Origin of the sequence: Bradyrhizobium sp. WSM1417, assembly GCF_000515415.1 — a bacterium.
GTDB lineage: Bacteria > Pseudomonadota > Alphaproteobacteria > Rhizobiales > Xanthobacteraceae > Bradyrhizobium.
The window spans coordinates 5270689-5293595 of sequence record NZ_KI911783.1 but is presented as its reverse complement, the minus strand read 5'-3'; the positions used below and the strand labels follow the sequence as shown (position 1 = coordinate 5293595).

The following is a 22907-nucleotide window of genomic DNA, read 5'->3' as shown; positions in this document are numbered from 1 at the left end:
CGTCATGTCGTCCGAACCAACTCGTCCGCGTCGATGCAAAACCGCACAGTTACGATAGTTCCTGGAAACCGGTATGGAAGTGAAAAAACATAGTCCTGATCGGGCGGATTTTGCAAGCTGTTCGATGCGTTCAACGCTAGAGACCGGTGTCCGGCCTGCTGCCTTGTCGGTATACTATAGGGTGCTCTTACTGTCAGACAAGCGGACCCGGAGATGATTGTCATCCGTGGTTGTTCATCAGGTCGTGAACTCTTCCCTAGCGAATTCATGGCTTCTACGAACGTGAGCATCCCAAAACCATTGGGAGTCTCGTCTGATTTGGCTCGAGAAATGCCGTCTTGAAGCGAACAGAGGGTCCATAGAGCTTCTTCGTCATATCGCCGCCTTACCGGCCACCGTGGTAGGTGCAGTTCTGAAAAAGAAGCTATCCGCTCTCGCAATGGCTCAGGCGCGAGCTGAAGGGTCTCGAATATAGTTAATCCTGGATTGATGATGCCGATATGGCAGACGTGCGACATGCTGCCATCATCTCTGCGCCGAGACTCCATGAAACCAGCAATTGCCCACGTTCCATCCTCGGTGGGGTCGCTGTGTCGTTTAGCGTTGTCTAGTATCTCGCCCGCTAGAGTAAGGATGTCCGCCCGCCCGCTCGGCGATAGGCGCTGCGGAGGAGACAGCGCACCAAGCCATTGATCAATGGTGATCGCGAGCTTTGAATCCACTCGTTCCTCAGATGACACAGCCCAGGCGGAGTTATCTTTCTTTGAGGCGCCTTGTCCTCGACGCTCTCGCAAAGGAAAGGGCAAAATTAGGGAGTCACCTCCGACGGGACGCGTGCTTATCCTCAGATATTCCGTGAGGTGAACGGCTCCGATTACTCGATTTATACCGTGCCTGATGGTCCCCTCACGACAAACCGGAAGCATCCGTTGTCTGATCAGACCGAGCACCATATAGGGTGCGATGTCTCTGCAATGTCCATCTTCGAAGTTCATTGAGAATGTTCTGCAATCGGCTTCGCACTCTGCAAGCTTGCGCAAAGTCGACATCGTTCCCATTGGATCATCAAGAAACGAGAAATTAACAAGGTCAACGTTGTCCTCCCGTTGACGCTGCCATGACGGCAGCCATTTGACCTTCCGCTCTGGATAGATCGCGTCGAGGACGGGACTTGAACGAAAGCCTTGCCGAATGATCAAAGGCTTTTCGACGAAATCACTTTTGCGAAGCTGTTTGAGTTCGCGCCGAATGCGGTGGGCCTCCTTCCATGCAGCCCGCGTGCCGCCCGCCGGAACCCGTGAAAGCTCTAGGTCGAACTGCTCCTCCGACATAGATCGGATTGTCTGTTTTCCGAGCTTTAGGGAGCGGCCACCCTTGCGGCGACCTCGATGCTGATGCGCGCGAATTTTCATATTGAGAATCGGTGAGGGCGGGAAAGGTACGCGTATTAGTTGATTTTTTCCCTTCTCGCTATTCGCAGCCTATAGTGGTTCTGCCCAAAGGCACTACCACTTATAGCGTCTGCCGGCGCGCTATTTACGGACGAAGGGATAGCCGGAATGGCTCGAGATCCAACTCGGGCGCAACCGCGTTTCGCGTTGCCTTCAAATCTTCTCGGGCCAAGCCAAAGCCGTCATGAAGGAAGCGGCCACCGTGAACGGCGGGCCAGCTCGCGAAGTCCTCCAAAGACGAGGCAGATCGCGATCCACACGGCTACGCTGCCAATCGAGACAAACTGACAATTGTCCAGCGAACACAAATCGGCTAGATGCACCTTTGTTTAATTGAATTAAAGGAATTGTTTAGATGCGCTTATCCGTCTTGTTTCCGCTCGCAGCAGCGGCGGTCATCTTGAGCCCGGTTGCAGCGGTAGCGTCCCCAGTGACCTTCGACATAACTGCGGTTGTGGACAGCACGACTACGCTGCCCGGCTTTATATCAGGCCAGACGGTCACGGCTCATGTGACCTTCGACCTGGGCTTAGCAACCTCGTCGACGCACACCAGCTACGTCGAATATACTGGTGCTATTACAAATATGCAGATCGCCGGATTTAACGCCCCAGCCGGAAATCTAAACCTGATTGACGTAAACGATTCGCCTACTGCCGACCAAATCGCCTTTATCAGAGACCCAACCTCATATTCGCATGCTCCTATTTTCGAGATCGTATTCCAAGACTACGGCACAGCTCCTCGCAATGCCGTGACCGACAAGTCCTCTCTTTCATGGACCGGTGGCATCGATCCCACGACCTTCAACAATCCTTTCTTGTTTTATATCCCGGATTTGCAAAGTTGGTCTACTAATCACCTTCAACTCAGTGCCCGTATCTCGTCAGTCGCAATAGCGTCGGGTGTCCCGGAAGCATCCACATGGGCAATGATGATCCTAGGCTTCTTCGCTGTGGGCTTCACCGCTTATAGGCGCAAGAGTCTAGGCTTGCGTGCAGCCTGATCGCCAGCCCATTCCGAGTTAGAGAGACCGCCTTCGGGCGGTCTTTTTGTTACGTCCAAAGCTGCGGTTGCTCAGCACAGCCAACTCGATAGGATCGCCTCGCGTAAGCTCCAGGGTGCTTGCGCCCCGATGCAGCCGGCCCGATGCCAACCCCAAGTTAGCCCCCACGGGCCGGCGGCTAGGCGGCCATCCTTCAGTGCGCCCCGCCAGCGTGCGGAACGGTGCGGCGTGGCCGCAGGCTCCCGGCCGAAAACCGCAGATACTTCTGTTTCCTCGTACCATTACGGTCAAGCGCACGACCGGACAGTGCGCGCGGTCGAATGGTGAAGACAAACAACAATGCTGAAAACAAACAACCTGGACAATCTTCTCATTGCATGCGGTAGCGGATCTGCGATTTCGGCAGACCCAGAAAGTACTCGTTGATCGACCGCGAGCGCGGAAATAGCTCGTCCAAAACGCCTGACCAGATCGGCCTGGTCGTCGACATCTGTCGCCCAAGGAACGGATACCCCTCTCGGTACCACCTCCAAATCATTCGCTTACGTTGAGAAAGAGGCAGAAACCACCAAAATGGGATATCGCAGTGGGCTTCGATAGGAAAGTACGGCGATGGAGTTTGCACCCAATAGTTCTTACCCGTAGACCGAATAAACTCAGCGAACATTTGTTGGCGTCGAAAGCTCCCAACATGCTCAATAACCGCGTTGCAAAAAACGAGATCGTACATCTGCGTTAGCTCGCACTTGCAAGCGTCCGCCTCGATCAGATCATAGTTTGCCAATTCGTCGGCGCTGAAACGGCCGAATGAGCCAGGAAGATTGAGGAGGGTAATGTGAAACCGTTCGGTATGCTCCTGCCAGATGCCAGGTACGCCGTTCAGGGTCGGCAATCCTCCTACGTCAAGAATTCTGGCACCAGACCGAGGTTGCATGATCCGGAAGAACATTTCCATTCGCTTTGCGCGAACCGCGGGCAGCAGGGCCCACTTTGTCTTCTGATAAAGTGTGCTTAAGTCAATGGACACGTCTTGAACCGAATCCCAGCAGCAGAAGAGCGCGACGCAAGTCGTCCGCCATCGACTTCTCAGCCATGCAAGAGCTATTGCCTTTGGATTTGGCAACTTTCAGAGAACAGCTAAGTGATTTTATACGAGCTTTGGTAGCCATTTCACCGTTCCAGATGCGCTTCGCAGACTCAACACGCACGTTCCCAATTGCCGGATTGCAGCCGCACGTGACGACGTCACCGCCGGGCCTTATGATGAAGTTTCTAAGAGGGTCCCTGCAGGGTGCGAGGCCAAATTCGGTTGTGCCCTTGAAATGATCTGCCATTCCCAAAAGGCGTTCATTGCTAGTCTCGATTGGCGCTCCGTCCGATTTCAGGCGGAGCAGATTATCGATTTCAACCTTGATCACTTCCAGATCTTGCTCGCGCATAGATAATTCGGCCAGTTGCTCTTCTCGCCAAAGGCCTCCGACCGGATTGAAATCTATAGATGTTGCCCCTACGCGATCTGCCCACTGTAACATCGGCGTCAAACTGGCCGCGTTACGCCGGTGAACAGTCACTTTGATCCTTACGGGAAATCTACAGCCCGTTTTCTTTTGCTCCGCGACAAGGAGCCGAATTCCGTCCTCGATGCGCGACAATGATCCAGGAACGCCACGAACATCATCGTGTACGTCACTTTGAGCACTGTCTACGGAAATGTCGATCTTGAGAGGACGGGCAGCAACAAGCCGTTTGACAAACCGAGCCCTCGACAGCGTCGACCCGTTAGTGGTCATAAACCAGTCTACGCGCTTGGAATGGCAGTACTCAATGATTTCGAGAAAATCTGGATGGATCGTTGGCTCTCCGCCCATAAAATCGATCACAAGCGGGCGAGCCAGCTGGGTCAGGCCGTGAATGGCGCGTCGCCACTCCTGCAAGGTCATTTCGTTGGCGTACTTCTCCATCCGCCAATGGGAACAATACTGACACTTGTAATTGCATCGATCTGTGAGGAAGCATTGGACGAAAGCAGGCTTGGTTAGATCCCAACGAATGCGACGGAAGAGGCGTTCGCGAACGCTTCGTTCGAGACGAGCCACACCGTGTCGGATCAATTGGCGAGCTAACAAATATTCCTCCTGGTTCCGAAGCTGATCAACTAACTTCCCATTTGATGGTTGGTCGGGCACTCCAATCTACGCGGTCATTTGCGCCACTGAGATCGGTAAATTGAAAGTGCTGCAGCAACTGTCTGAATCTCAAAAATGCTGAATTCAGGCCAACATAGGACTTGAATGCCCGCGAAGCGGAAAGATTTTGCAAGCGAGGCTGGCGCGGATCGAAGTCACGAGGATGGAAATAGGCCGTAGCATAGTCGCAACCGCTCATAAGGTGTTTCACTATAGGGTACGGCATCAATCGGAAGTATCCTCCCCCCGAGAAACTTACGCTTCGGCCGAACAAGCGGCCTGGCAGGACCGGGAATAGCTTGAGTTGCATGCCGCGCGTTTCGAGAATAGCCGGACCGGTCAGGCTGAAAGCAGGATTCCGATTGTGCGAATGGGAACAAGCGAAGATGGACGAATCCCATTCAATTCCATTCTCAGCCAACGCCGAGAATGCCCATACAGTTCGGCGCGATACGGAAAAGCCTGGAGCTCGATAGGCGCGAACCTTGCGTCCGGTCACGTCCTCTAGCGAGGCAATGGAAGCTCGGAGATCATTGCTGAACTGCCCTTGAGTCATCTGACTCACAAGCAAATGGCAATCAGAGTGCGATCCGACCTCGTGTCCAGCTGCGACAATGGACCTGATTACCTGCGGATGGGCTCTGGCAATCCAGCCCAAACAGAAGAAAGTGGCTTTTACTTGCGCGCTAGCAAGGGCCTCGAGGATGCGGTTTGTGTTTTTCTCTACCCGGGACTCGAACCGATTCCAATCTTTTTGAGAAGCAGTTTCTTCGTGTTCAAGCACGTGAAACCAATCCTCAATATCGAAAGTCATTATGTGGATCGGCGGGGACAAGGATTACAGCCCCTTGCCCTGAGCGACGCGCAGCATGCCCAACCCGATTAGCCTAAGATCATAGAGGATCAGTCGACCAGGCGGCATGCTCTTCATTGCATGCAAATATTTGTATTCATCGTCCTGCTCGCCGTAGCGCGGCGTGCCTTTGAGGGCTTGAGAAGGACCAAACAGGCCTGCTTTGATTGCAGCCCGCTGAATATTGCCTTGAGCGCAATCACGTTCATAGTGGTGCAATGCAAGCGGTCGAGGTCCGACGAGGCTCATATTGCCGAGCACTACGTTGATCAGTTGCGGGATCTCGTCGAGATAAAATTTCTTCAAGACGTGACCTAGCAAAGTGCGACGAGCTGGGTCCCATTCTGCCGCGTAGGCATGCCAATCTCGAGCTAAAGCCGCGGCGCTATCTACGTGAGCTCTTCGCACCACCCGAAATTTGTACTTCTGGAATTTCAGACCCCGGCTTACTGCGGTGTAACTGATCAACAAAGGGCCCCGTTCGGACGGTAAGATAGTCGCGAGAAAGGCGTGAGCAATCGCTATGGCGAGCACAACGGGGGCGACTGCGAGCAGAACGGTACCTCCCACAAGTCTATCGAACGCCTCCTTTGCTGGGCGGTTCGGGACCTGATGATCTAGAAAAAGTTCGCCGTAACTCTCGCGGACAGCTTGGGTAGGCGCCAAATGCGGAAATGCCTGCGTTGGCTCTGAAGCCATGATAAACCCGCCCGATATAAATTAGTTTAAAACAACGGATGATTGTGCTTCCCAGCCCAACGGAAAGTCAAGGGTGAGATCTCTTGAAGGCCACTTGGCCGCCGGAAGTGCACCCGGGGAGCACTTGTTGAGCCGTCCCCTGCTGAGCTTTCACTGCCCCCCGCGGCTGTCCTGTCGCCATTTTCAGCTGATCGGCCACAAAGGCGTGTCTAACGGCCAGTGCCACAGGACGTGCCCGGTCGGCGTGGATGCCTACGGACCCAGATCTCCTTAACGCACCGCAATGTCAGCATGGCCCTGCGTCTCGTAAACTGCCTCGATCCTGGGGCTGCTCGGCGAACTCGCGCGCGCGCGCGAGCAGCACCGCGAGGATCTCATGTTCCTTGCGGGCCCACGTCGTTAGAAATAGCGCGCGCTCGCTCTGTGTTGCCGACCGCACTGCGGCGATGAAGCGCATGAGTGCCATCAAGGCCCGAACGCTTTGGCACGCTCGCGCTACGTCGATAAGAGACGCGCTCGACCCGAGCCCAACCTCAATCAGGTCTTCGGTTGTTTCCGCAAGCGCGATTGCATCGTCATAGACCTGATGCCAATCGGCGTCCGAGCCTCGGGCAAAAAGCCGATATCGCCGCCGACACAGATCGCGGTCGAAACCTTCCTCGATAGCGGCAGGCAGGATGTTTTCGTCCACCAACTGACGAATACGACGCTCGCCCACGCCTAAATCTAGTGCAAGCTCCCGCGTAGAAATTCGCAATGTTCCTCTCCTCGGAAACGGAAATGTCGATTTTCAAAATGCCAAATATCCTGAAGGGTGGCCGTCGCGCGTCCCCCGAGTTCCTTTTTGGCGCTGGGAGGACCCAAACGACCGAAGGATACATCCGGCTGCCCACCGCCAAACGCGCATCCACGGCCCGCTCTGCGTCACGACGAGGCATCCGATGGCGGCTCGACCCCAAAGATCTTCAGTGCGTGTTGCATCGCCGCCGCAGCCATGCCGACCGGCCCGGCAACGGCGGGCGCGCCCGCGACCAGCTGGATGCCAAGCACGGCGAGCGGGTTGGCGTCGGCGCGGTGCTCGATGGGTTGGCCCGCGCGTTGCAGAGCCCAGACCAGCGCGGCTTCGGCACGCTCGGCCGAAAGCACGTCGGAAGCGATCTCTGCCAGCTTCTCTGCCCGCGCCTCCGCCGGCAAAGCGGCGGCGTCATCTGCGACGGCGTCAATCTCCGCTTCGAGGCGTACTACTATGGCATCCCTGAGCAGCCATGCCAGCAGCGCCTGCGTGTCCAGCTGCTCGCCCATCGCGTGACCCAGCACTCGCGTTCCGTCCGGGCCCGCCACAGCGGCCAATCCTAAGCGCGTCATTGTCGACGGCCAGACAATCTCATGGTCGGCTTCGACCAACGGGCCAACGTCCACCGCGCCCCGCTCAGCGAGCTGCTCGATCATTGCCCGCGCGCGTGCTTTCGCATGCGAAGACGGGAACGATGCGCACTCAACACGGTGCCGGTCGGCGGCAAGCTCTCGCAAGCGGTGACGGATGCGATCGAGCGCGGCCACGGGGCTCTCGTTTTTCTTCATGATCGACCCGGTGTCGATCTCGTCGGCCGCGACGATCGCAGTGCCGCCCGGCCGGCCTTCTCTCGGCCAGCCTTCCAACCTCGCAAGCAATGCCCCGAGGTTCTGCAAGCGAGCGCGACGGACGGCGATCAATTCGGATAGGCGCACCATCTCGGCATCGACAGCGTCGAGCTTGCGCTGGGCGTCGACCACACTCGTGTCGTCGTCGTCCAGACCCGGACCGGATCGACCGCGCGGTGTCTTCAGTTGCGCGATCCTTGCGTTGATCTTGTGCCGTTCGCCGCGCAGCTCTTCGTATTGATCGAGCAAGGGCCGGAGCACGTGCGCCGCGTCTTCAGTCTGCTGGCGGACCGCAAGCAAAAGCCGGCGCGCCGACGGCGGCAGCAGCTCGACGATGTCGACCGGCGGCGGCAGGCCCGGCACAAAACCTGAAACGCTGTTGCTGGCGTCTAACGGCGCCGGTGTGAATGATAGTGCCATGATGTCATCTGCCTCTTGCGTTGCTTCGACCGTCAACGTAGCGCGCGCGGTTGGCAAGGAATGTGCCCCCCGGCCATCTTTTTTTCGCGGCATCAAGCGCGAGGCGGATCGACCGTGCAGCCGGCACCGCGTCGCGCGCCTTTAACGCATGCCAGAATATTTCCGTGACCTTGCCCACCAGCCCCGCCGGCAGGTGTTCTTCGCTGCGATGCCGACGCCATGCGCCTTCGTGATAGCGCGCAAGCTGCCTATGGAGTGCCTGAGCCGCCGCGTTGGATGACGTGCTACCGCAGAACAGCGCCGCTGCCTCAACCAGCATCGCGTTGCGGATGTAGATCGACGCTCGCGTGTCCGATGTGCGGCGCCCAGGTCCGCGCAGGCGGAGCGGCGCGGCATCTCCGACGTCGGCGGCACGAAGCTGCCTCACGGCTGCACCTCCCGCACGTCAATGAACACGCCCGCCGGTATGATCCGGCGCAACAGGCGTGAAGCTCCGACATCGATTGCGACCGGATCGTTTTCCCCCCAACAATCGCAGCACATGCCGGCAACAGCCGCCTGCTTCGGCGCTCCGCCCGACCAGGCGAACAGATGCGCTGCGGGATGCGGTGACGCGCCATCGCAGACGAAGCATGTCGTCGATTGACCGCTCGTCCGCCAATGCGCCGCTGCCTTCCGCAGAAGTTCGGCATGTGGATGTTGGCCGATCTCGTTTGCGCCCAGCAACGCTGTTTCGAGCATCCTGCGCCCACGACCAAACCTCGACACCCGCGCACGTCGTGCTCGACGCTCAGCGCGGTTGCCAGGATCACCCGTGCGCTGTTTCAGCATCTCCATCGCGACGCCTCGCCTTGCAGCCACGGCATCGCCGGATATCGTGAGCGCCGAATGCCCTCCGGCAGTCGGCGATCTGCACCGCCATCATCGGCCGACGCTTTCGACGGAGCCGGACGTCGTCGCGCAGGCTGTCGAACTGCTGCTGCGGCTTTCGCTTGGGCGAGGCGACGCTCAGCTTCTGCTCGGTCGACAACCGCACGCCATCCTTCGTTCGGCGCGAACTCCCTGGTTGCGGTGCCTGAGGTCTGGATCAAGATGAAGCCGAGCGCGACCAGTTCGCGAGTGCCGGTCGACAGAGCGTTCGCAACAACGCCGCCCGCCTCGAAGAAAGCCGCGCTCAATGCAGGCGGCTGCCCGCCGGCATCGGCAAATTCTTCGAGCAAAATTCGAAGCACAGACCGCGCGCTTCCGCCTAGTGCGTTGTAGGCCGCCGACGCCAACATTTCTGCCGATGGTGCTCGCGGGGTCACTGCCGCATCTCCGCCGCGTGCTGCCGCGCGATCGCGCGATCCTGCGCAATGATCGCCGCCCGAGTAAGCGGCGGCGGGTCGCTGCCGAAAACGCGATCAAGCCAGGCATCCTCGCTATCGGGATCGTCATCATCGCCATCTTCGAGACGACGCCCTGCTTCCTCATCAAGACTGTTGGTTGGAGATGGAGGTATTCCTACAGGATCACCTTCATCGCCGAGCCTCTTGTTCACCTCTGTGAGTTCATCCTCTGAGAATTCGGATGCTTCCACTTCGCCACAACTCTCTGTTTTGACGACGCGATTTCCGATCTGCTCCGGGTTCCGATGGCTCACGGGTGATCCATCGCGATGGCTCACGGCTGCGCCATCAGACGGCTCATTGTCATCGCAACCGTTTGGCAGCACGCAGGGTGTCGCCGCAACCTCAGCGCGTGCGATGTCACGTGCCTTGCTTCGCTTGGTCTGCCGCTCGATCCGGTCGACGCGGTTCCGCTCATTGCAGGCTGCGATCTCGGCGACGATGTCCTCCATCGGGAACGAAAAGACCAAGTATCGGCCGGTCCGCTTCCACCTCACGAGGCCAAGGTCGTCAAAAGCCCGAAGTGCGCGCTTGGTCGTTGCCCGAGACACCCGCGCATCCTCGCTGAGCGTATTGAGATACAAGCGGCAGATGCCGCGCGGGCCGTAGTAGTCGAGCAGGCGACCAGCCACAGAGGCGTAACTCGCGGGATAGCCGTTCGGGTGGGTGACGATGATGCGGACGAAGTCGCGCTTCCACCCAGCGGCGCGGGACGGTGTCTGGTGATGGGCTGTGATGGCGTCGCGTAACGTGGGGTGTTTGCGCTCTTGCGCCGGGATGCCGTTTTTCATATCTTTGGGGTCCTTCAGTTCTGTGGATCGCACCCTCCCGCCAGGACGGCCGATCAGCGCAATTCCAGCGGCCACCCTTTCTGATCGAAGGGCGGCCGTTTGTGCGTCAGGGCGGTGCTCGGGACCGCGCGCGGGCGACAGCCTCAGCGCACCGGCGCGAGGGAAACGGCCCAGGCGCTTCGGCGCACAACCCGATTTGCCAAAGTCCGTCATTGTCGCGCTGGACGATCTCGTCCAGGTGCAGTTGATCACCGCGGTGGTTGTCGTGATGGATGCGAGGCGCGCTGCTCATGGCGCAGCCTCAAGGGATCGGCAAATGATGGTGGGCGGTGAGAGGATCGAACTCCCGACCAGATGCGTGTAAAGCACCTGCTCTACCGCTGAGCTAACCGCCCGCCGTAGTGTTCGCCCAGTTTCTTGGGCGCAATCATGGGCGCAAAGGCTTTTGCCGGTCAAAAGTCCCTGAAACGACAGGATTTTTGTGCCAGAACCTCGCTCGGTGTAAACGAGATGCTCTAACCAGCTGAGCTAACCGCCCCACGGCGCCTCTTTAGCGCCCCCTCGGGTGTTGGAGCAAGAGGCGGCCGCATCGCAAACCGTGCTCATTTGAACCGCTTGATGACCTTCCGGCGTGGTATCACGACCGACAAAACGACAGAGGCCCCGATGGAACAGCCGAGCGGACACGAGCAGAACGCCGACCAGATCGCCTACTGGAATGGCCCCAGCGGGCAGCGCTGGGCCGATCGCCATGCGGCGCAGGAGAGCCTGCTTGGACCCATTGCCAATGTGCTGATCGCCCGCGCCAAGCCGAAGCCGGGCGAGCGCGTTCTCGATGTCGGCTGCGGCTCCGGCGCGACGACGTTCGCGTTCGCCAAGGCGGTCGCGCCTGATGGCTTCGCACTCGGGCTCGACGTCTCCGAACCGATGCTGTCGCAGGCGCGTGCGTTTGCGCCAAAGGGCCTGCCGCTCGATTTCGTGATGGCGGATGCGACGGTGCATCCGTTCGAGCCGGCGAATTTTGATCTGCTGGCCTCGCGGTTCGGCGTGATGTTCTTCGCTGACCCGATCGCATCTTTCACCAACCTTCGCCGCGCGCTGAAGCCGACGGGGCGGCTGGCATTTGCCTGCTGGCGCGAGCCGAAGGAAAATCCCTGGATGATGGCGCCGCTGATGGCGGTCTACAAACACGTGCCCAAGATGCCGCCGGTCGGGCCGGAAGAGCCGGGCCCGTTCGCCTTCGCCTCGGAAGAGCGCGTGACGCGCATCCTGAAAGGCGCGGGCTTCGTCGACGTCGCGATGGAGCCACACAATCTCGCGATGGATGTCGCGATCGGTGGCGGGCTCGATGCCGCGGTCGAGGGCTCGCTCCAGATCGGCCCCGCCAGCCGCGCGCTGCAGGGCCATTCTCCGGAGACATATGCCGCGGCAAAAGCCTCGATCCGCGAAATGCTCGCGCCGTTCCTGAAGGGGTCGAGCGTGGCGCTCCAGGGCGCGATCTGGATCGTGACGGCGAAGGCGGCGTAGGCGCCGTTCTGTCCCCGTCATTGCGAGCGCAGCGCGGGGACGCAACAACGCGGCTTCCTCACACCACATCATCCGGCGCCAGTGCGCAGCCGTTGTCGGGATGGGTCTCGACCTGAAGGGTGGTGTGGCCGATGCGGTGGGAACTCTTCAGCATCTGCGCGGTCTCCATCAGGAACGCATCGCCGGCGCCGGTGGGCATGACGAGGTGGCAGGTCAGCGCCGTCTCGGTGGTCGAGATCGGCCAGACGTGCAGATCGTGGATCGCAGTGACGCCGGGCCGCTCCAGCAGAAGGATCTTGATCGCGGCAATATCGGTGCCCTTGGGCGCTGCCGCCATCGACATGTCGATGGAGCCGCGGAGCAGGCTGGTGGTGCTCCAGAGAATGGTGGCGCAGATGGCGAGGCTGGTGACGGGATCGAGCCAGAGCCAGCCGGTCCAGATGATCAACGCCGCCGAGATGACGACGCCGAGCGAGACCGCGGCGTCGGCCGCCATGTGCAGATAGGCGCCTTCGATGTTGATGTCGTCCTTGCGCCCGCGCGCGAACAGCATGGCGGTAAAACCGTTGATGAGGATGCCGATGCCGGCAACGACCATCACGGTGATGCCGGCGACGGGCTCCGGTTCACGTAGACGCAAAAACGCTTCCCAGCCGATCGCGCCAGTTGCGACCAGCAGGAACACCGCGTTCGCCAGCGCCGCCAGGATGGTGGAGGCGCGCAGGCCATAGGTGAAGCGGCCGCTGGGCGCGCGCCGCGCCGCGATCGCTGCGCACCAGGCCACGACCAGGCCGAGCACGTCGGAAAGATTATGGCCGGCGTCCGCAAGCAGGGCGGTGGAGTTGCCGATATAGCCGTAGACGGCCTCGGCCACGACCAGCGCGGTGTTGAGCGAAATACCGATCGCGAATGCCTTGCCGAAACTAGCGGGCGCATGGACATGGGCGTGGCCACCATGATCGTGATCATGGCCGTGGCTATGATCATGGTGATGATGGCCGTGATGGTCGTGGCTGCCCACCTCTAGCGCTCCCCGGTAGCTGCCAAATTAGGCGCCATTGTAGGCGTTTCGGCAGCGCCGTCACGGCGGAACAGCACGTAAAGCGCCGGCAGCACCAGCAGCGTCAGCACGGTCGAGGAGATGATGCCGCCGATCACCACGGTCGCGAGCGGCCGTTGCACCTCGGCACCGGCCCCGGTGGCAAGGGCCATCGGCACGAAGCCGAGGGACGCGACGAGGGCCGTCATCAGCACTGGACGCAGGCGTGTCAGCGCGCCCTCGCGCACGGCGTCGGCAACGGGGTGCCCCTCGCTGCGCAGCCGCTCGATGAAGGCGATGATGACGAGCCCATTGAGGACAGCGACGCCCGACAGCGCGATGAAACCGACGCCGGCGCTGATGGACAGCGGGATGCCGCGCAGCAGCAGCGCTATGACGCCGCCGGTCAATGCCAGCGGCACTCCGGAGAATACCAGCGCCGCGTCCGCCGCCGATCCCATGCCCATGAACAGCACCAGGAACACCAGCAGCAGCGCCACCGGCACCACGAGCGTCAGCCGCTTGGTGGCGGAGACCAATTGCTCGAACTGTCCGCCCCAGCCGATCCAGTAGCCCGGCGGCAGCTTGACCTTCTCCGCGACGGCCGCCTCGGCCTCGGTGACGAAGGAGCCGAGATCGCGCGCGCGGACATTGGCGGTGACGACGATGCGCCGCTTGCCGTTCTCGCGGCTGATCTGGTTCGGGCCGGGCGTCGCATCGACGGTGGCAACCGACGACAGCGGCACATAGCGCATCTGGGCGAGGGGCGGGGCGGGCAATGCGGTTCGGATCGGCGCACCGATTGTTGCTTCCTCACCCGGCGGCAGCGGGATCGGGATCGCCCGGATCGCCTCGAGATTGCCGCGCAGATGTTCCGGCAGGCGCACGACAATGTCGAAGCGGCGGTCGCCCTCGAACAGCTTGCCGGCCGACTTGCCACCCACCGCGATCTCGACAATGCCCTGCACCTCGCCGATGCTGAGCCCGTACCGGGCGAGCGCCTGGCGGTCGAGGCGGACGGTGAGGATCGGCAGGCCCGAGACCTGCTCGATCTTGACGTCGCTGGCGCCGCGGATGCCGCGGATCGCGGTCTCCACCTGTTTTGCCGCGCCTTGCAGGATGTCGAGGTCGTCGCCGAAGACCTTGACGCCGACGTCGCTACGCACGCCGGAGATCAGCTCGTTGACACGGAACTGGATCGGCTGGGAGATTTCATAGGCGCTGCCGGGGATGTCGTTGGCGGCAAGGTCGATGGCCTCGATCACCTCCGACTTGGGCCTGCCCGGGTCGGGCCATTCGGCGCGCGGCTTCAGCATGATGTAGCCGTCGGTCTGTGCCGGCGACATCGGGTCGGTTGCGATCTCCGCGGTGCCGATGCGGGTGAAGAACTCCTTCACCTCCGGAATCTGCTTGATGCGCTTTTCCAGCGCCTTTTGCAGGTCCAGCGACTGGGTCAGGCTGGTGCCGGGAATCCGGATCGAGGCCAGCGCAACGTCGCCTTCGTCCAGGCTCGGAATGAACTCCCCGCCCATGCGCGCGGCGGCAACGCAGCTTGCGACCACGATGATGGCGGCCATGATTGCGACGCCGAGGCGATGGTCGATCGCCAGCCGGAGCAGGGGGAGGTAGGCGCGCTTGGCCAGCCGCATGAACAGGTTTTCGTGTTCGGACACCTTGCCGGTGACAAAGATGGCGACCGCCGCCGGCACGAAGGTGATGGAGAACAGCACCGCGGCGCCCAGCGCCATCAGCACCGTCAGCGCCATCGGCGTGAACATCTTGCCTTCGACGCCGGTCAGCGTCAGCACCGGCAGGTAGACCACCGCGATGATCAGCGTTCCGAACAGGCTCGGCTTGATCACCTCGCTCGATCCGCGCCGGATCGCGCGCAGCCGTTCGGAGATCGTGAGCAGCCCGCCTTTCTCGCGCTGGGCCTCGGCCAGCACACGCAGGCAGTTCTCGACGATGATCACGGCGCCGTCGACGATGATGCCGAAATCGATCGCGCCCAGGCTCATCAGGTTCGCGCTGACCCTGGTCTCGACCATGCCGGTGACCGTCATGGCCATGGACAGCGGAATGACGCAGGCCACCACGAGCGCGGCCCGGATATTGCCAAGGATCAGGAACAGGACGGCCACGACCAGGGCCGCGCCTTCCAGCAGGTTATTCTCGACCGTGCGAATGGTGGCCTCGACCAGATCAGTGCGGTCGTAGACGGTCCGCGTCACGACGCCGTCGGGCAGCGATTCAGCGATATCCTCGAGCCGGGCCGCGACACGGCGCGCCACGGTGCGGCTGTTCTCGCCAATCAACAGCATAGCGGTGCCGAGCACGGTTTCCTCGCCATCGCGCGTCGCGGCTCCCGTGCGCAAATCGCGGCCTTCGGTGACGGTCGCGATATCCCTGATCCTGACCGGATTGCCGCCGCGCGAGCCGATGACGATGTCCCTGATCTCGCCGACATTGCCGACTTGGCCCGGCGAGCGAACCAGATACTGCTCGCCGTTGCGCTCGATATAGCCGGCGCCGACATTGGCATTATTGGCGGCGAGCGCCGTCATGACGTCGCGAAAGCCGAGCCGGTAGGCCATCAGCTTGCCGGGATCGGGCAGCACGTGGAATTGCCGCTCGAAGCCCCCGATGGTGTTGACCTCGATCACCCCCGGCACGTTGCGAAGCTGCGGCTTGATGATCCAGTCCTGCACGGTGCGCAAATCGGTCAGCGAATAGTCGTGGCCGCCTTGGGTCTTGGCGCCCGCCTTGGCCTCGACGGTGTACATGAAGATTTCGCCGAGCCCGGTCGAGACCGGTCCCATCGCGACCTCGACGCCGGCCGGAAGCTGGTCCTTTACCTGCTGGATCCGTTCGCCGACGAGCTGGCGGGCAAAATAGATGTCGGTGCCGTCCTTGAAGACGACCGTCACCTGGCTCAGGCCGTAGCGCGACAGCGAGCGCGTGTAGTCGAGCTTGGGCAGCCCGCCCATCGCGGTCTCGACGGGGAAGGTGATGCGCTGCTCGGTTTCCAGCGGCGAATAGCCGGCCGCGCGGGTGTTGATCTGGACCTGGACGTTGGTGATGTCAGGCACGGCGTCAATCGGAAGGCGCTGGAAATTCCAGGCTCCGAAGGCGACGGCGCCGAGCGCGAGCAGCAGGACCAGCCAGCGCTGCTGCAGCGAGACCGCGATGAGACGCTCAATCATGCTCGGCCTCGCCCTTGCCCATCTCCGCCTTCACGACGAAGCTGTTTTCCGCGACGTAATGCTCGCCGGCCGATAGACCGGCCTTGATCTCGACGTGGCGCGGATCGGAATCGCCAAGCTCCACCGGACGCGCCTCGATCTTGTCGCCATCCTCGCGGACGAACACGATGGTCCGGTTCTCCAGGGTCTGGATCGCGCTTCGGCGCACCGCGACCGCGACGTTGCGAGCGGCGAGGATCAGCCGTGCCGTGACGAACAGGCCGGGACGCAAACGCCCGTCCGGATTTGCCAGCACCACGCGCGCCAGCGCGGTCTGGGTCTCGCTCGAGCCGATCGGGGCCATGTAGGAGATGGTGCCCTTGATCTCGCCGCGGCCGTCGTCGGGATCGATCAGCACCTCGTCGTTGAGGCGAACGCGCCGCAGATCCTGGCGATAGATCGACAGATCGACCCAGATGGTGGTGAGATCGGCGACGACGAAGGCCGGCTTCTGCTCGGAGGCGTATTCGCCGAGCGAGATCTGCCGCTCGATGACCGTGCCGGCAAGCGGCGCCTTGAGCTCGTAGACGGTGAGGCTCTGGTTGCTCTCGATCGCGGCGAGCAGATCGTCCTTGCCGACCTTGTCGCCGATGCGCTTCTGGATCGATTTGGCGACGCCGGGAAAGCGCGGCGTCACCTGCACCACGGCTTCCTGGTTGGCGCGCAGGATGCCGTTGAAGGCGAGCGTGTCGGTCAGCGTGACGCTCGCGGCTTCCGCCAGCGTCACGCCTGCGGCTGCAAGCTTGACGTCGGAGATGCGGATGCGGTCGGCGCCGTGCTCGTCCTGTTCGACATGGTCGTTCGGCTTCTCCGGCTTCTTGTCCGCGGCGTGTTCGGCCTGCTCGACCCTGGCCGGGCGGAGCAGGGAATAGCCGTAAGCGCCAAGTGCGGTGCCAAGCGCGGCGGCAAACAATGCGACGAGGATGGTGGAGGACGTCTTCATCGTGCGCTCTCCCGCGCCAGCGTGAAGGGATTGCCGACGAGGCCTTCGATGGTCGCGACCCCCGCGTGGAAATTCTGCAGCGCCTCCTGCTCGCGCAGCCGCGCCTGGGTGACGCTGGCCTGGGCGTCGAGCACTTCGAGCAGGCTGAAGCGGCCCTGGCCGTAACCTTGCGCGATGGCGTCCGAGGCTTCGGTGGCCTTGGGAATGGCGCTCTCGCGCAGCACCGCGAGCTCGCGCAGCGAGCCCTGGAGCGAGTCGTAGGCGCGGCCGGCGACCACGATCAGCGTGTTGCGGTTGGCCTCGCGCTCGGCCTTGGTCTTGGCAAGGCTTTCCTGCGCCGAAAGGATATTGCCCTGGTTCTGGTCGAACACGGGGATCGGCACCGAGACGGTGAGGCGCGCCGCGTCGTCATTGGTCTCGTTGAAATGGCGCCAGCCGGCGGCGATCCGCACGTCGGGATAGGGCCGCAGCCGCGCCAGCAACAGCTCGGCGTTGCGCTGGGCGTAGATCGCGGTCCAGCGCACCAGCTGCGGATTGGCATCGATCGCGGCGACGACCGACTGGAATGTCGGCGGCCGTCCCATGGTATCGAGCCGTCCGGAGACCTCGCCGAATTTCGGTGCCGCGTCGCCCATCAGGACCGCAAGCTCGCGCCGGGCGCTGGCCAGCGTCGCCTTGAAGCGCTCGCGGTCGGCCTTCACCAGGGCGGATGCCACTTCCGCACGGCCGGTCTCGGCCGGCGAGGAGGCACCGGCCTCGACGCGTCGGCGCAAAAGCGGCGTCAGCCGGTCGATGGCGCTGATCTGCTCGTCGAGGATCTGGATGCGCCGCTGCGCGCCGAGCACGCTGAGGAAGGCGATCGCGGTCTCCGACAGCACCTCCAGCCTGACCGCCTTGCGCTGGATCGCGGCGACCTCGATGCCGGCGACGCCCGCAGCAATCCGCGCGTCGCGCTTGCCGAACAGCTCGAAGGCCTGGCTGATCTGGAGCGTGGTCTCGGCCGATCGCGTGCCGCGATAAGTGCCGGACCCGAACGAATTGTCCTGTTCGTAGGTCAGCTCCGGATTGAGAAGCGCACCTGCCTGGATGCGCTGGCCCGTGGCGATGCCGACATCGCGCTCCGCCGCGGTCAGCCGCGGGCTCGTGGCCAGCGCGCGCGAGAGCGCGCTGCGCATCGTCAGAGTCTGGGCGTGAGACGGCGCAAGCGCCAATCCGCCAATCAGACACGCTGCCGCGCACGCCAGGCGCGCGGCCATTCCCCTGCAAAACATGAAACCGACCTGTAAAGGATGAACCCAATGGGCGCGCGGGGCGCCCGACCAAATCCGTTCAGGCCATCTGTTTGGGAGGCGGGGAGTCGGTATCGGGGACAATGCCGGCGAGCCGGGCTACGCGTTGCGGGCGCGATGCGGACACGAGCCCGATCGATCCGGCCGGTGGCGCCGGCTGCGCCACGGTCACCGAGAAGCAGCCATGGCAATGATGCCCGCCGACGGCCTTGTGCTCGTTGTGATCTGTGGAGCCGTCAAGGACCGCGCTGATCCCCGAGCCGCCACCGGGCGTGGTGACGTCGATGTCGTGCAGACCATGCAGAGCGCCCGCGAGCAGGTAGACAATCGCGATCAGCACAGACAGCAGCCCGCGCCAGTTGCGCGGCCGGCATGATCCTGAGGGCTGGCGGTTCGCGAGCACGATTTCACTCTGGTTGCGGTCTGCGCCCCGCCTAGCATGGGGGCGGGAACAGTGTCGACCCGCAACATTGTTACGTCCCTGGAACAATTGCCGCAGCGGCCGCGAAGACGCCGGTGCTTCTCATTGGCGCGTGATCAAGCTCAGTCGAGCATCGGCTGCCGCACCACGTGCTGCGTCCGCTATATCGCCAGCATCGCCGGCTTCGAGCGTGACGACGGCGCGACAGCCCGCTTCCATGGCCCGTTCCAGCCATTTGATGGCTTCATCAATCCACTGGTCGTGGTTCTCGGGATCGGCGATTGCCTTTACCCGGAATGCATCTGCCTGATGAAGGCACGCGGTTCTGCGATCCACGCGGCTCTCCCGATCCGGAGGTTCCGCCCCAATCGCATCCTTGATGATCGGAGAGCCGGCGTCGTTAACATAGGACAGGAATTGCCGCTCAAAAAGAAAGCCCCAGCCGGGACTGACCGGCTAGGGCTTTCGTGCTCACAAACTTCATCCTTGGGACTTGCACAGGTAATCCGCATCGCGCCGGTTCGTTCCCGCAGGCTCGGTCCAGTTTGGAACGTTCTTTCTTCGTTGTGATTAGCGACGAGGAGAAATCGAGGAGGACGGACCATGGACGGATTGATTTATCTCATCGGCTTGATCGTGGTGGTCATGGCGATCTTGTCGTTCTTCGGCCTGCGCTGAGAGAGCGGCGATGACGATGGAAACTCTCATACGGGAAGAGATCATGGAAGGCGGCGGCGTCGCTGCCGACGACCGGCGCACCATCCAGTGGAGTTCGGTGATCGCAGGCGCTTTGGCTGCCGGCGCAATGTCGTTCATCCTGGTCGGCTTTGGAGTCGCCGTCGGCCTGGGCGTCAGTTCCGCCTCGCCGACATGGCGCGATGCATCGGCGGCGCTGGCTTTGCTGTCGGGGCTGTATCTGATCATCCAGGCGATTATCAGCTTCGGCTTCGGCGGCTATGTCGCCGGCCGGACAACGCGCCCAGCCCCGGCGATCACAACGATCGAAGACGACGGCGAACGGCGGGACGGGCTGCATGGCCTGATGTCCTGGGCGCTCGCCGTGCTGCTTGGTGCCGCTCTGCTCGCGATGCTCGGCGCAGCTGCGATTGATCGTTCGCCGATGCGCAGTTCGGCAAGCAATACCTCCGCCGCCGAGCCTCTGTTGAGCTACGAGCTGGACAAGCTGTTTCGCGCGCCGCGGCGGCCCCCCAACACCGACCTCAGGGAACCTCGTGCCGAAGCCGGGCGCATCCTGATGACGTCGTCGAGCCACAGCGGCGTCAGCACCGATGACCGGGCCTACCTCGTGCAGCAGGTGGCCGCGCTGACGGGACTTGCGGCACCCGACTCGGAACGCCGGGTCGATGCGCTGATCGCAGACTCGCGGACGGCCATCAATCGGGCGCGCCGTAACTCCATCATCGTCGCCTTCTCCGTTGCGGCAGCAACCCTGATCGGCGCTGCCGTCGCCTGGGCTGCGGCGGTGGCCGGCGGGCGGCACCGCGATGGAGAGCCGCTGCCGAACTGGATGGCAAGCTCGAACCGCTTCCATCGCAATCCGCGCGCGATGCCGGTGCCGTAACCTGCAGGAGTATGGCCGGGAGCGATCCCGGCCATATTGCCTTTTGACGAGAGGCGCTAGGCCTTCTCCTCCCAGATCATGGCGAGGTGGACGATGGTCTGGACCGCCTTCTCCATGTCCTGCCGGCTGACCCACTCCAGACGCGAATGAAACGCGTGCTCGCCGGCGAAGATGTTGGGGCAGGGCAGGCCCATGAAGGACAGGCGCGAGCCATCGGTGCCGCCGCGAATCGCGGTGCGCATCGGGCGCAGGCCGGCGCGGCGGATCGCTTCGATGGCGTATTCGAGGATGTGCGGGTGGCGATCGATCACCTGCTTCATGTTGCGGTACTGCTCCCGCACCTCGAATGTGTAGGTCGAGCGCGGGAAATCCTTCATCACCTCCTTGACGATGTTCTCCAGCAGGATCTCCTTCTCCTTCAGCCCTTCCTCGGTGAAGTCGCGCACGATGAAGGAAAGCGTCGCCTGCTCCAGCGCACCCTCGATGCCGATCGGATGCAGAAAGCCCTGCTTGCCTGATGTCGTCTCGGGCGAGCAGCCTTCCCGGGGCAGGCGCTCGACGATGGCGGCGGCGATCTTGATCGCGTGCTCCATCTTGCCCTTGGCATAGCCGGGATGGGCGCTGACGCCGTTGATGGTGATGGTGGCGCCGTCCGCCGAGAAGGTCTCGTCCTCGACGCAGCCCGCGCTCTCGCCGTCCATGGTGTAGCCGAACTCGGCGCCGAGCTTCTTGATGTCGACATTGTCGACGCCGCGGCCGATCTCCTCGTCGGGCGTGAACAGGATCTTGATGGTGCCGTGCTTCACTTGCGGATTGTTGATGAAGAAATGCGCGGCATCCATGATCTCGGCGACGCCGGCCTTGTTGTCGGCGCCGAGCAGCGTGGTGCCGTCGGTGGTGATGATGTCGTTGCCGATCTGGTTCTTCAAGGCCGGATGCTCGGCGAAGCGGATCACCTGGCTGGTGTCGCCCGGCAGCGTGATGTCGCCGCCGCGATAGTTCTTCACGACCTGCGGCTTGACGTTCTTGCCGGTAACGTCGGGCGAAGTGTCCATGTGCGAGCAGAAGCAGATCACCGGCACCTTCTTCGTCGTGTTCGCCGGGATCGTTCCGTAGACGTAGCCGTAATCGTCGAGATGCGCGTCCTCGACGCCCATGACCTTCAGTTCGGCGGCGAGCACACGGCCGAGATCTTTCTGTTTCTCCGTCGAGGGCGAGCTCGGGGATTCCGGATCGGACTGGGTGTCGATGGTGACGTAGCGCAGGAAGCGCTCGGTCACGGTATGCGAAAAGGTGAGGGAGGACATTTCTGGTCAAACCGCCGGGTCAGGGGAGAGAGGCGGTATACCAGAAAAGCAGGGCGCGGTGAGGCCGGAGGAACGCTGATCAGGCTTAACGAAACGTGAGTGGTCAGATCGCCTCTTTCAGTTCCTTGACCGGGCGGAAGGCGACCTTCTTGCTGGCCTTGATGTGGATGGGCTCGCCGGTGGCGGGATTACGGCCGGTGCGGGCGGCGCGCTTGCGAACCTGGAGGATACCAAGCCCGACGATCCGGACACGGTCGCCCCTCTTCAGGTGCTTGGTGATCAGGTCGACCATGTCGGTCAGAACGGCTTCGGCGCGCTTCTTCGACAGGTCCTGGCTCTCCGCGATGTCGGCGGCGAGGTGCTTGAGGGTGATGGTGGCGGGAGCGGCAGCCTTCTTCGCGGAATCCTTCTTAGCCATATCTGGCCTCCTCAATCACAGGGGCCCCGGAAAAAAAACCGCTAAAGTGTGGGGATCCCTCCAAGTCCTGGAAGGCCTAGACGATTCGGGCTTGGGCTGACTATGGCGCGAATTCTCGACGGATGCCGGCAATCGCCGTCACAGCCGCGAAAGGGGTGTAGAAGTTTGTTCTAAGGCTATGAAGGAATTGCCAAAATGGCGCGAGAGACGGGGCTCGAACCCGCGACCTCCGGCGTGACAGGCCGGCGCTCTAACCAACTGAGCTACTCCCGCGTGGTTCGCTGAAAGCGCGCGGAACGAGGGGGGACTTAAAGGCGGGGCTGGGTGAAGTCAAGGATGTTGCGCTTCACCGGCAGGTCTCGGCTAAGCATTGCTCTGGAAAACGAAAAAGGCCGCCATGCGGCGGCCTCTGTCAGCCCGGAGTGGGGCCGTGTCAGCGGATCTCCGACGTCCCGGCGCTGGTGACCACGACCGGCTTGCCGGCCTTGATCACGTGCGCGGACTGGGCGGTCTGGCTGTAATCGGCATTGGTGCGAGCTGCGATCCCGAAGGCGGCCACCGTGATGCCGGCCACAAGCGCCACCACGACGATCTTGAGGTGGGTCGCACGATCAGCAGAGTGAATGGAGTGGTTCATCTGAGCCTCCCGACGGGCTTTGCCGCCGTCTATGGCTCTTCTTGTAAGGACCGTCTGTTTCCGGATG

General features: G+C 62.1%; 23 protein-coding genes and 2 tRNA genes. 3 read left to right on the top strand and 22 right to left on the bottom strand.

The features are described from left to right. Positions 1-2: 2 nt before the first annotated feature. Positions 3-1412 (bottom strand): hypothetical protein, encoded by a 1410-nt coding sequence (locus BRA1417_RS44285; protein WP_156948927.1) that lies wholly within the window; start codon positions 1410-1412, stop codon positions 3-5. Positions 1413-1806: 394 nt separating this feature from the next. Here BRA1417_RS44285 and BRA1417_RS0125740 point away from each other — a divergent pair, with 394 nt between their 5' ends. Beyond that, entirely contained in the window at positions 1807-2457 is a 651-nt protein-coding gene (locus tag BRA1417_RS0125740; RefSeq protein ID WP_027518275.1) for a PEP-CTERM domain protein, read from the top strand. A 370-nt stretch (positions 2458-2827) separates the two neighbouring features. On the opposite strand, the gene BRA1417_RS41815 is transcribed toward BRA1417_RS0125740, so the two are convergent. The 11 genes from BRA1417_RS41815 to BRA1417_RS0125690 form a co-directional block, all read right to left on the bottom strand. After that, the gene (locus BRA1417_RS41815) at positions 2828-3412 is read right to left on the bottom strand and encodes a class I SAM-dependent methyltransferase (protein ID WP_156948926.1); all 585 of its coding nucleotides are present in this window, start codon (positions 3410-3412) and stop codon (positions 2828-2830) included. A gap of 61 nt (positions 3413-3473) precedes the next feature. Beyond that, the gene (locus BRA1417_RS0125730; protein ID WP_210164826.1) at positions 3474-4553 is read right to left on the bottom strand and encodes a radical SAM protein; all 1080 of its coding nucleotides are present in this window, start codon (positions 4551-4553) and stop codon (positions 3474-3476) included. 55 nt (positions 4554-4608) lie between these two features. Continuing rightward, complete coding sequence (locus BRA1417_RS43010) at positions 4609-5457, bottom strand: polysaccharide deacetylase family protein (RefSeq protein ID WP_084462291.1); 849 nt, start codon at positions 5455-5457, stop codon at positions 4609-4611. Positions 5458-5481: 24 nt separating this feature from the next. Beyond that, positions 5482-6195: a sugar transferase gene (locus BRA1417_RS0125725; protein ID WP_027518273.1), complete on the bottom strand. Its 714-nt coding sequence runs from the start codon at positions 6193-6195 to the stop codon at positions 5482-5484. 286 nt (positions 6196-6481) lie between these two features. Continuing rightward, positions 6482-6913, bottom strand: coding sequence for a hypothetical protein (locus tag BRA1417_RS0125720; RefSeq protein ID WP_027518272.1), 432 nt, complete (start codon positions 6911-6913; stop codon positions 6482-6484). A 206-nt stretch (positions 6914-7119) separates the two neighbouring features. Next, positions 7120-8256 (bottom strand): hypothetical protein, encoded by a 1137-nt coding sequence (locus tag BRA1417_RS0125715; RefSeq protein WP_156948925.1) that lies wholly within the window; start codon positions 8254-8256, stop codon positions 7120-7122. Between the two features lie 4 nt (positions 8257-8260). Further along, positions 8261-8683: a hypothetical protein gene (locus BRA1417_RS0125710; protein WP_027518270.1), complete on the bottom strand. Its 423-nt coding sequence runs from the start codon at positions 8681-8683 to the stop codon at positions 8261-8263. Beyond that, a complete protein-coding gene (locus BRA1417_RS0125705; RefSeq protein ID WP_156948924.1) occupies positions 8680-9093 on the bottom strand; it encodes a hypothetical protein in 414 nt (137 codons plus the stop codon). The genes BRA1417_RS0125710 and BRA1417_RS0125705 overlap by 4 nt, the downstream gene beginning before the upstream one ends. After that, entirely contained in the window at positions 9081-9563 is a 483-nt protein-coding gene (locus BRA1417_RS0125700) for a hypothetical protein (protein ID WP_156948923.1), read from the bottom strand. Before BRA1417_RS0125700 ends, BRA1417_RS0125705 begins: the two co-directional genes overlap by 13 nt. After that, positions 9560-10435, bottom strand: coding sequence for a hypothetical protein (locus BRA1417_RS0125695; RefSeq protein ID WP_027518267.1), 876 nt, complete (start codon positions 10433-10435; stop codon positions 9560-9562). The genes BRA1417_RS0125700 and BRA1417_RS0125695 overlap by 4 nt, the downstream gene beginning before the upstream one ends. Before the next feature lie 320 nt (positions 10436-10755). Then, positions 10756-10830, bottom strand: a tRNA-Val gene (locus tag BRA1417_RS0125690). A 271-nt stretch (positions 10831-11101) separates the two neighbouring features. Here BRA1417_RS0125690 and BRA1417_RS0125685 point away from each other — a divergent pair. Continuing rightward, positions 11102-11962 carry a class I SAM-dependent methyltransferase gene (locus BRA1417_RS0125685; protein ID WP_027518266.1) on the top strand — a complete coding sequence of 287 codons (861 nt, stop codon included), beginning with the start codon at positions 11102-11104 and terminating at the stop codon, positions 11960-11962. A 58-nt stretch (positions 11963-12020) separates the two neighbouring features. Here BRA1417_RS0125685 and BRA1417_RS0125680 read toward each other — a convergent pair whose 3' ends face one another. From BRA1417_RS0125680 to BRA1417_RS0125655, 6 genes are all read right to left on the bottom strand, one after another. Continuing rightward, on the bottom strand, positions 12021-12983 hold the full coding sequence (locus BRA1417_RS0125680; protein ID WP_027518265.1) for a cation diffusion facilitator family transporter: 963 nt from the start codon (positions 12981-12983) through the stop codon (positions 12021-12023). Positions 12984-12985: 2 nt separating this feature from the next. Then, positions 12986-16204, bottom strand: coding sequence for an efflux RND transporter permease subunit (locus tag BRA1417_RS0125675; protein WP_027518264.1), 3219 nt, complete (start codon positions 16202-16204; stop codon positions 12986-12988). Beyond that, the gene (gene ihpB / locus BRA1417_RS0125670; RefSeq protein ID WP_027518263.1) at positions 16197-17186 is read right to left on the bottom strand and encodes a divalent metal ion exporter adaptor subunit IhpB; all 990 of its coding nucleotides are present in this window, start codon (positions 17184-17186) and stop codon (positions 16197-16199) included. Before ihpB ends, BRA1417_RS0125675 begins: the two co-directional genes overlap by 8 nt. Continuing rightward, positions 17183-18457, bottom strand: coding sequence for a divalent metal ion exporter subunit IhpA (gene ihpA / locus BRA1417_RS0125665; protein WP_027518262.1), 1275 nt, complete (start codon positions 18455-18457; stop codon positions 17183-17185). The genes ihpB and ihpA overlap by 4 nt, the downstream gene beginning before the upstream one ends. Positions 18458-18515: 58 nt before the next feature. Then, entirely contained in the window at positions 18516-18878 is a 363-nt protein-coding gene (locus tag BRA1417_RS0125660; RefSeq protein ID WP_027518261.1) for a hypothetical protein, read from the bottom strand. A gap of 120 nt (positions 18879-18998) precedes the next feature. Continuing rightward, positions 18999-19232 (bottom strand): hypothetical protein, encoded by a 234-nt coding sequence (locus BRA1417_RS0125655; RefSeq protein ID WP_027518260.1) that lies wholly within the window; start codon positions 19230-19232, stop codon positions 18999-19001. 352 nt (positions 19233-19584) lie between these two features. Between BRA1417_RS0125655 and BRA1417_RS0125650 the strand changes: the two genes are divergently transcribed. After that, entirely contained in the window at positions 19585-20478 is an 894-nt protein-coding gene (locus BRA1417_RS0125650; RefSeq protein ID WP_027518259.1) for a hypothetical protein, read from the top strand. Positions 20479-20534: 56 nt separating this feature from the next. Here the strand turns inward: BRA1417_RS0125650 and pepT are convergent, their stop codons facing one another. The 4 genes from pepT to BRA1417_RS0125630 form a co-directional block, all read right to left on the bottom strand. Continuing rightward, positions 20535-21785: a peptidase T gene (pepT, locus tag BRA1417_RS0125645; RefSeq protein WP_027518258.1), complete on the bottom strand. Its 1251-nt coding sequence runs from the start codon at positions 21783-21785 to the stop codon at positions 20535-20537. Between the two features lie 103 nt (positions 21786-21888). Then, complete coding sequence (locus BRA1417_RS0125640; RefSeq protein ID WP_027518257.1) at positions 21889-22203, bottom strand: HU family DNA-binding protein; 315 nt, start codon at positions 22201-22203, stop codon at positions 21889-21891. Positions 22204-22399: 196 nt separating this feature from the next. Further along, a tRNA-Asp gene (locus BRA1417_RS0125635) sits at positions 22400-22476 on the bottom strand. A gap of 160 nt (positions 22477-22636) precedes the next feature. Further along, positions 22637-22840 (bottom strand): hypothetical protein, encoded by a 204-nt coding sequence (locus BRA1417_RS0125630; protein ID WP_007603528.1) that lies wholly within the window; start codon positions 22838-22840, stop codon positions 22637-22639. Between the last annotated feature and the right edge of the window lie 67 nt (positions 22841-22907).

Excerpts from the sequence above, each read along its gene's own strand:
- BRA1417_RS0125715 (WP_156948925.1), bottom strand. The coding sequence starts at position 8,256 with ATGGCACTATCATTCACACCGGCGCCGTTAGACGCCAGCAACAGCGTT.
- BRA1417_RS41815 (WP_156948926.1), bottom strand. The coding sequence starts at position 3,412 with ATGGAAATGTTCTTCCGGATCATGCAACCTCGGTCTGGTGCCAGAATT.
- BRA1417_RS0125630 (WP_007603528.1), bottom strand. The coding sequence starts at position 22,840 with ATGAACCACTCCATTCACTCTGCTGATCGTGCGACCCACCTCAAGATC.
- ihpB (WP_027518263.1), bottom strand. The coding sequence starts at position 17,186 with ATGAAGACGTCCTCCACCATCCTCGTCGCATTGTTTGCCGCCGCGCTT.
- BRA1417_RS0125695 (WP_027518267.1), bottom strand. The coding sequence starts at position 10,435 with ATGAAAAACGGCATCCCGGCGCAAGAGCGCAAACACCCCACGTTACGC.
- BRA1417_RS0125705 (WP_156948924.1), bottom strand. The coding sequence starts at position 9,093 with ATGGAGATGCTGAAACAGCGCACGGGTGATCCTGGCAACCGCGCTGAG.
- BRA1417_RS0125675 (WP_027518264.1), bottom strand. The coding sequence starts at position 16,204 with ATGATTGAGCGTCTCATCGCGGTCTCGCTGCAGCAGCGCTGGCTGGTC.
- BRA1417_RS0125650 (WP_027518259.1), top strand. The coding sequence starts at position 19,585 with ATGACGATGGAAACTCTCATACGGGAAGAGATCATGGAAGGCGGCGGC.
- ihpA (WP_027518262.1), bottom strand. The coding sequence starts at position 18,457 with ATGTTTTGCAGGGGAATGGCCGCGCGCCTGGCGTGCGCGGCAGCGTGT.
- pepT (WP_027518258.1), bottom strand. The coding sequence starts at position 21,785 with ATGTCCTCCCTCACCTTTTCGCATACCGTGACCGAGCGCTTCCTGCGC.
- BRA1417_RS0125725 (WP_027518273.1), bottom strand. The coding sequence starts at position 6,195 with ATGGCTTCAGAGCCAACGCAGGCATTTCCGCATTTGGCGCCTACCCAA.
- BRA1417_RS43010 (WP_084462291.1), bottom strand. The coding sequence starts at position 5,457 with ATGACTTTCGATATTGAGGATTGGTTTCACGTGCTTGAACACGAAGAA.
- BRA1417_RS0125740 (WP_027518275.1), top strand. The coding sequence starts at position 1,807 with ATGCGCTTATCCGTCTTGTTTCCGCTCGCAGCAGCGGCGGTCATCTTG.
- BRA1417_RS44285 (WP_156948927.1), bottom strand. The coding sequence starts at position 1,412 with ATGAAAATTCGCGCGCATCAGCATCGAGGTCGCCGCAAGGGTGGCCGC.
- BRA1417_RS0125685 (WP_027518266.1), top strand. The coding sequence starts at position 11,102 with ATGGAACAGCCGAGCGGACACGAGCAGAACGCCGACCAGATCGCCTAC.
- BRA1417_RS0125640 (WP_027518257.1), bottom strand. The coding sequence starts at position 22,203 with ATGGCTAAGAAGGATTCCGCGAAGAAGGCTGCCGCTCCCGCCACCATC.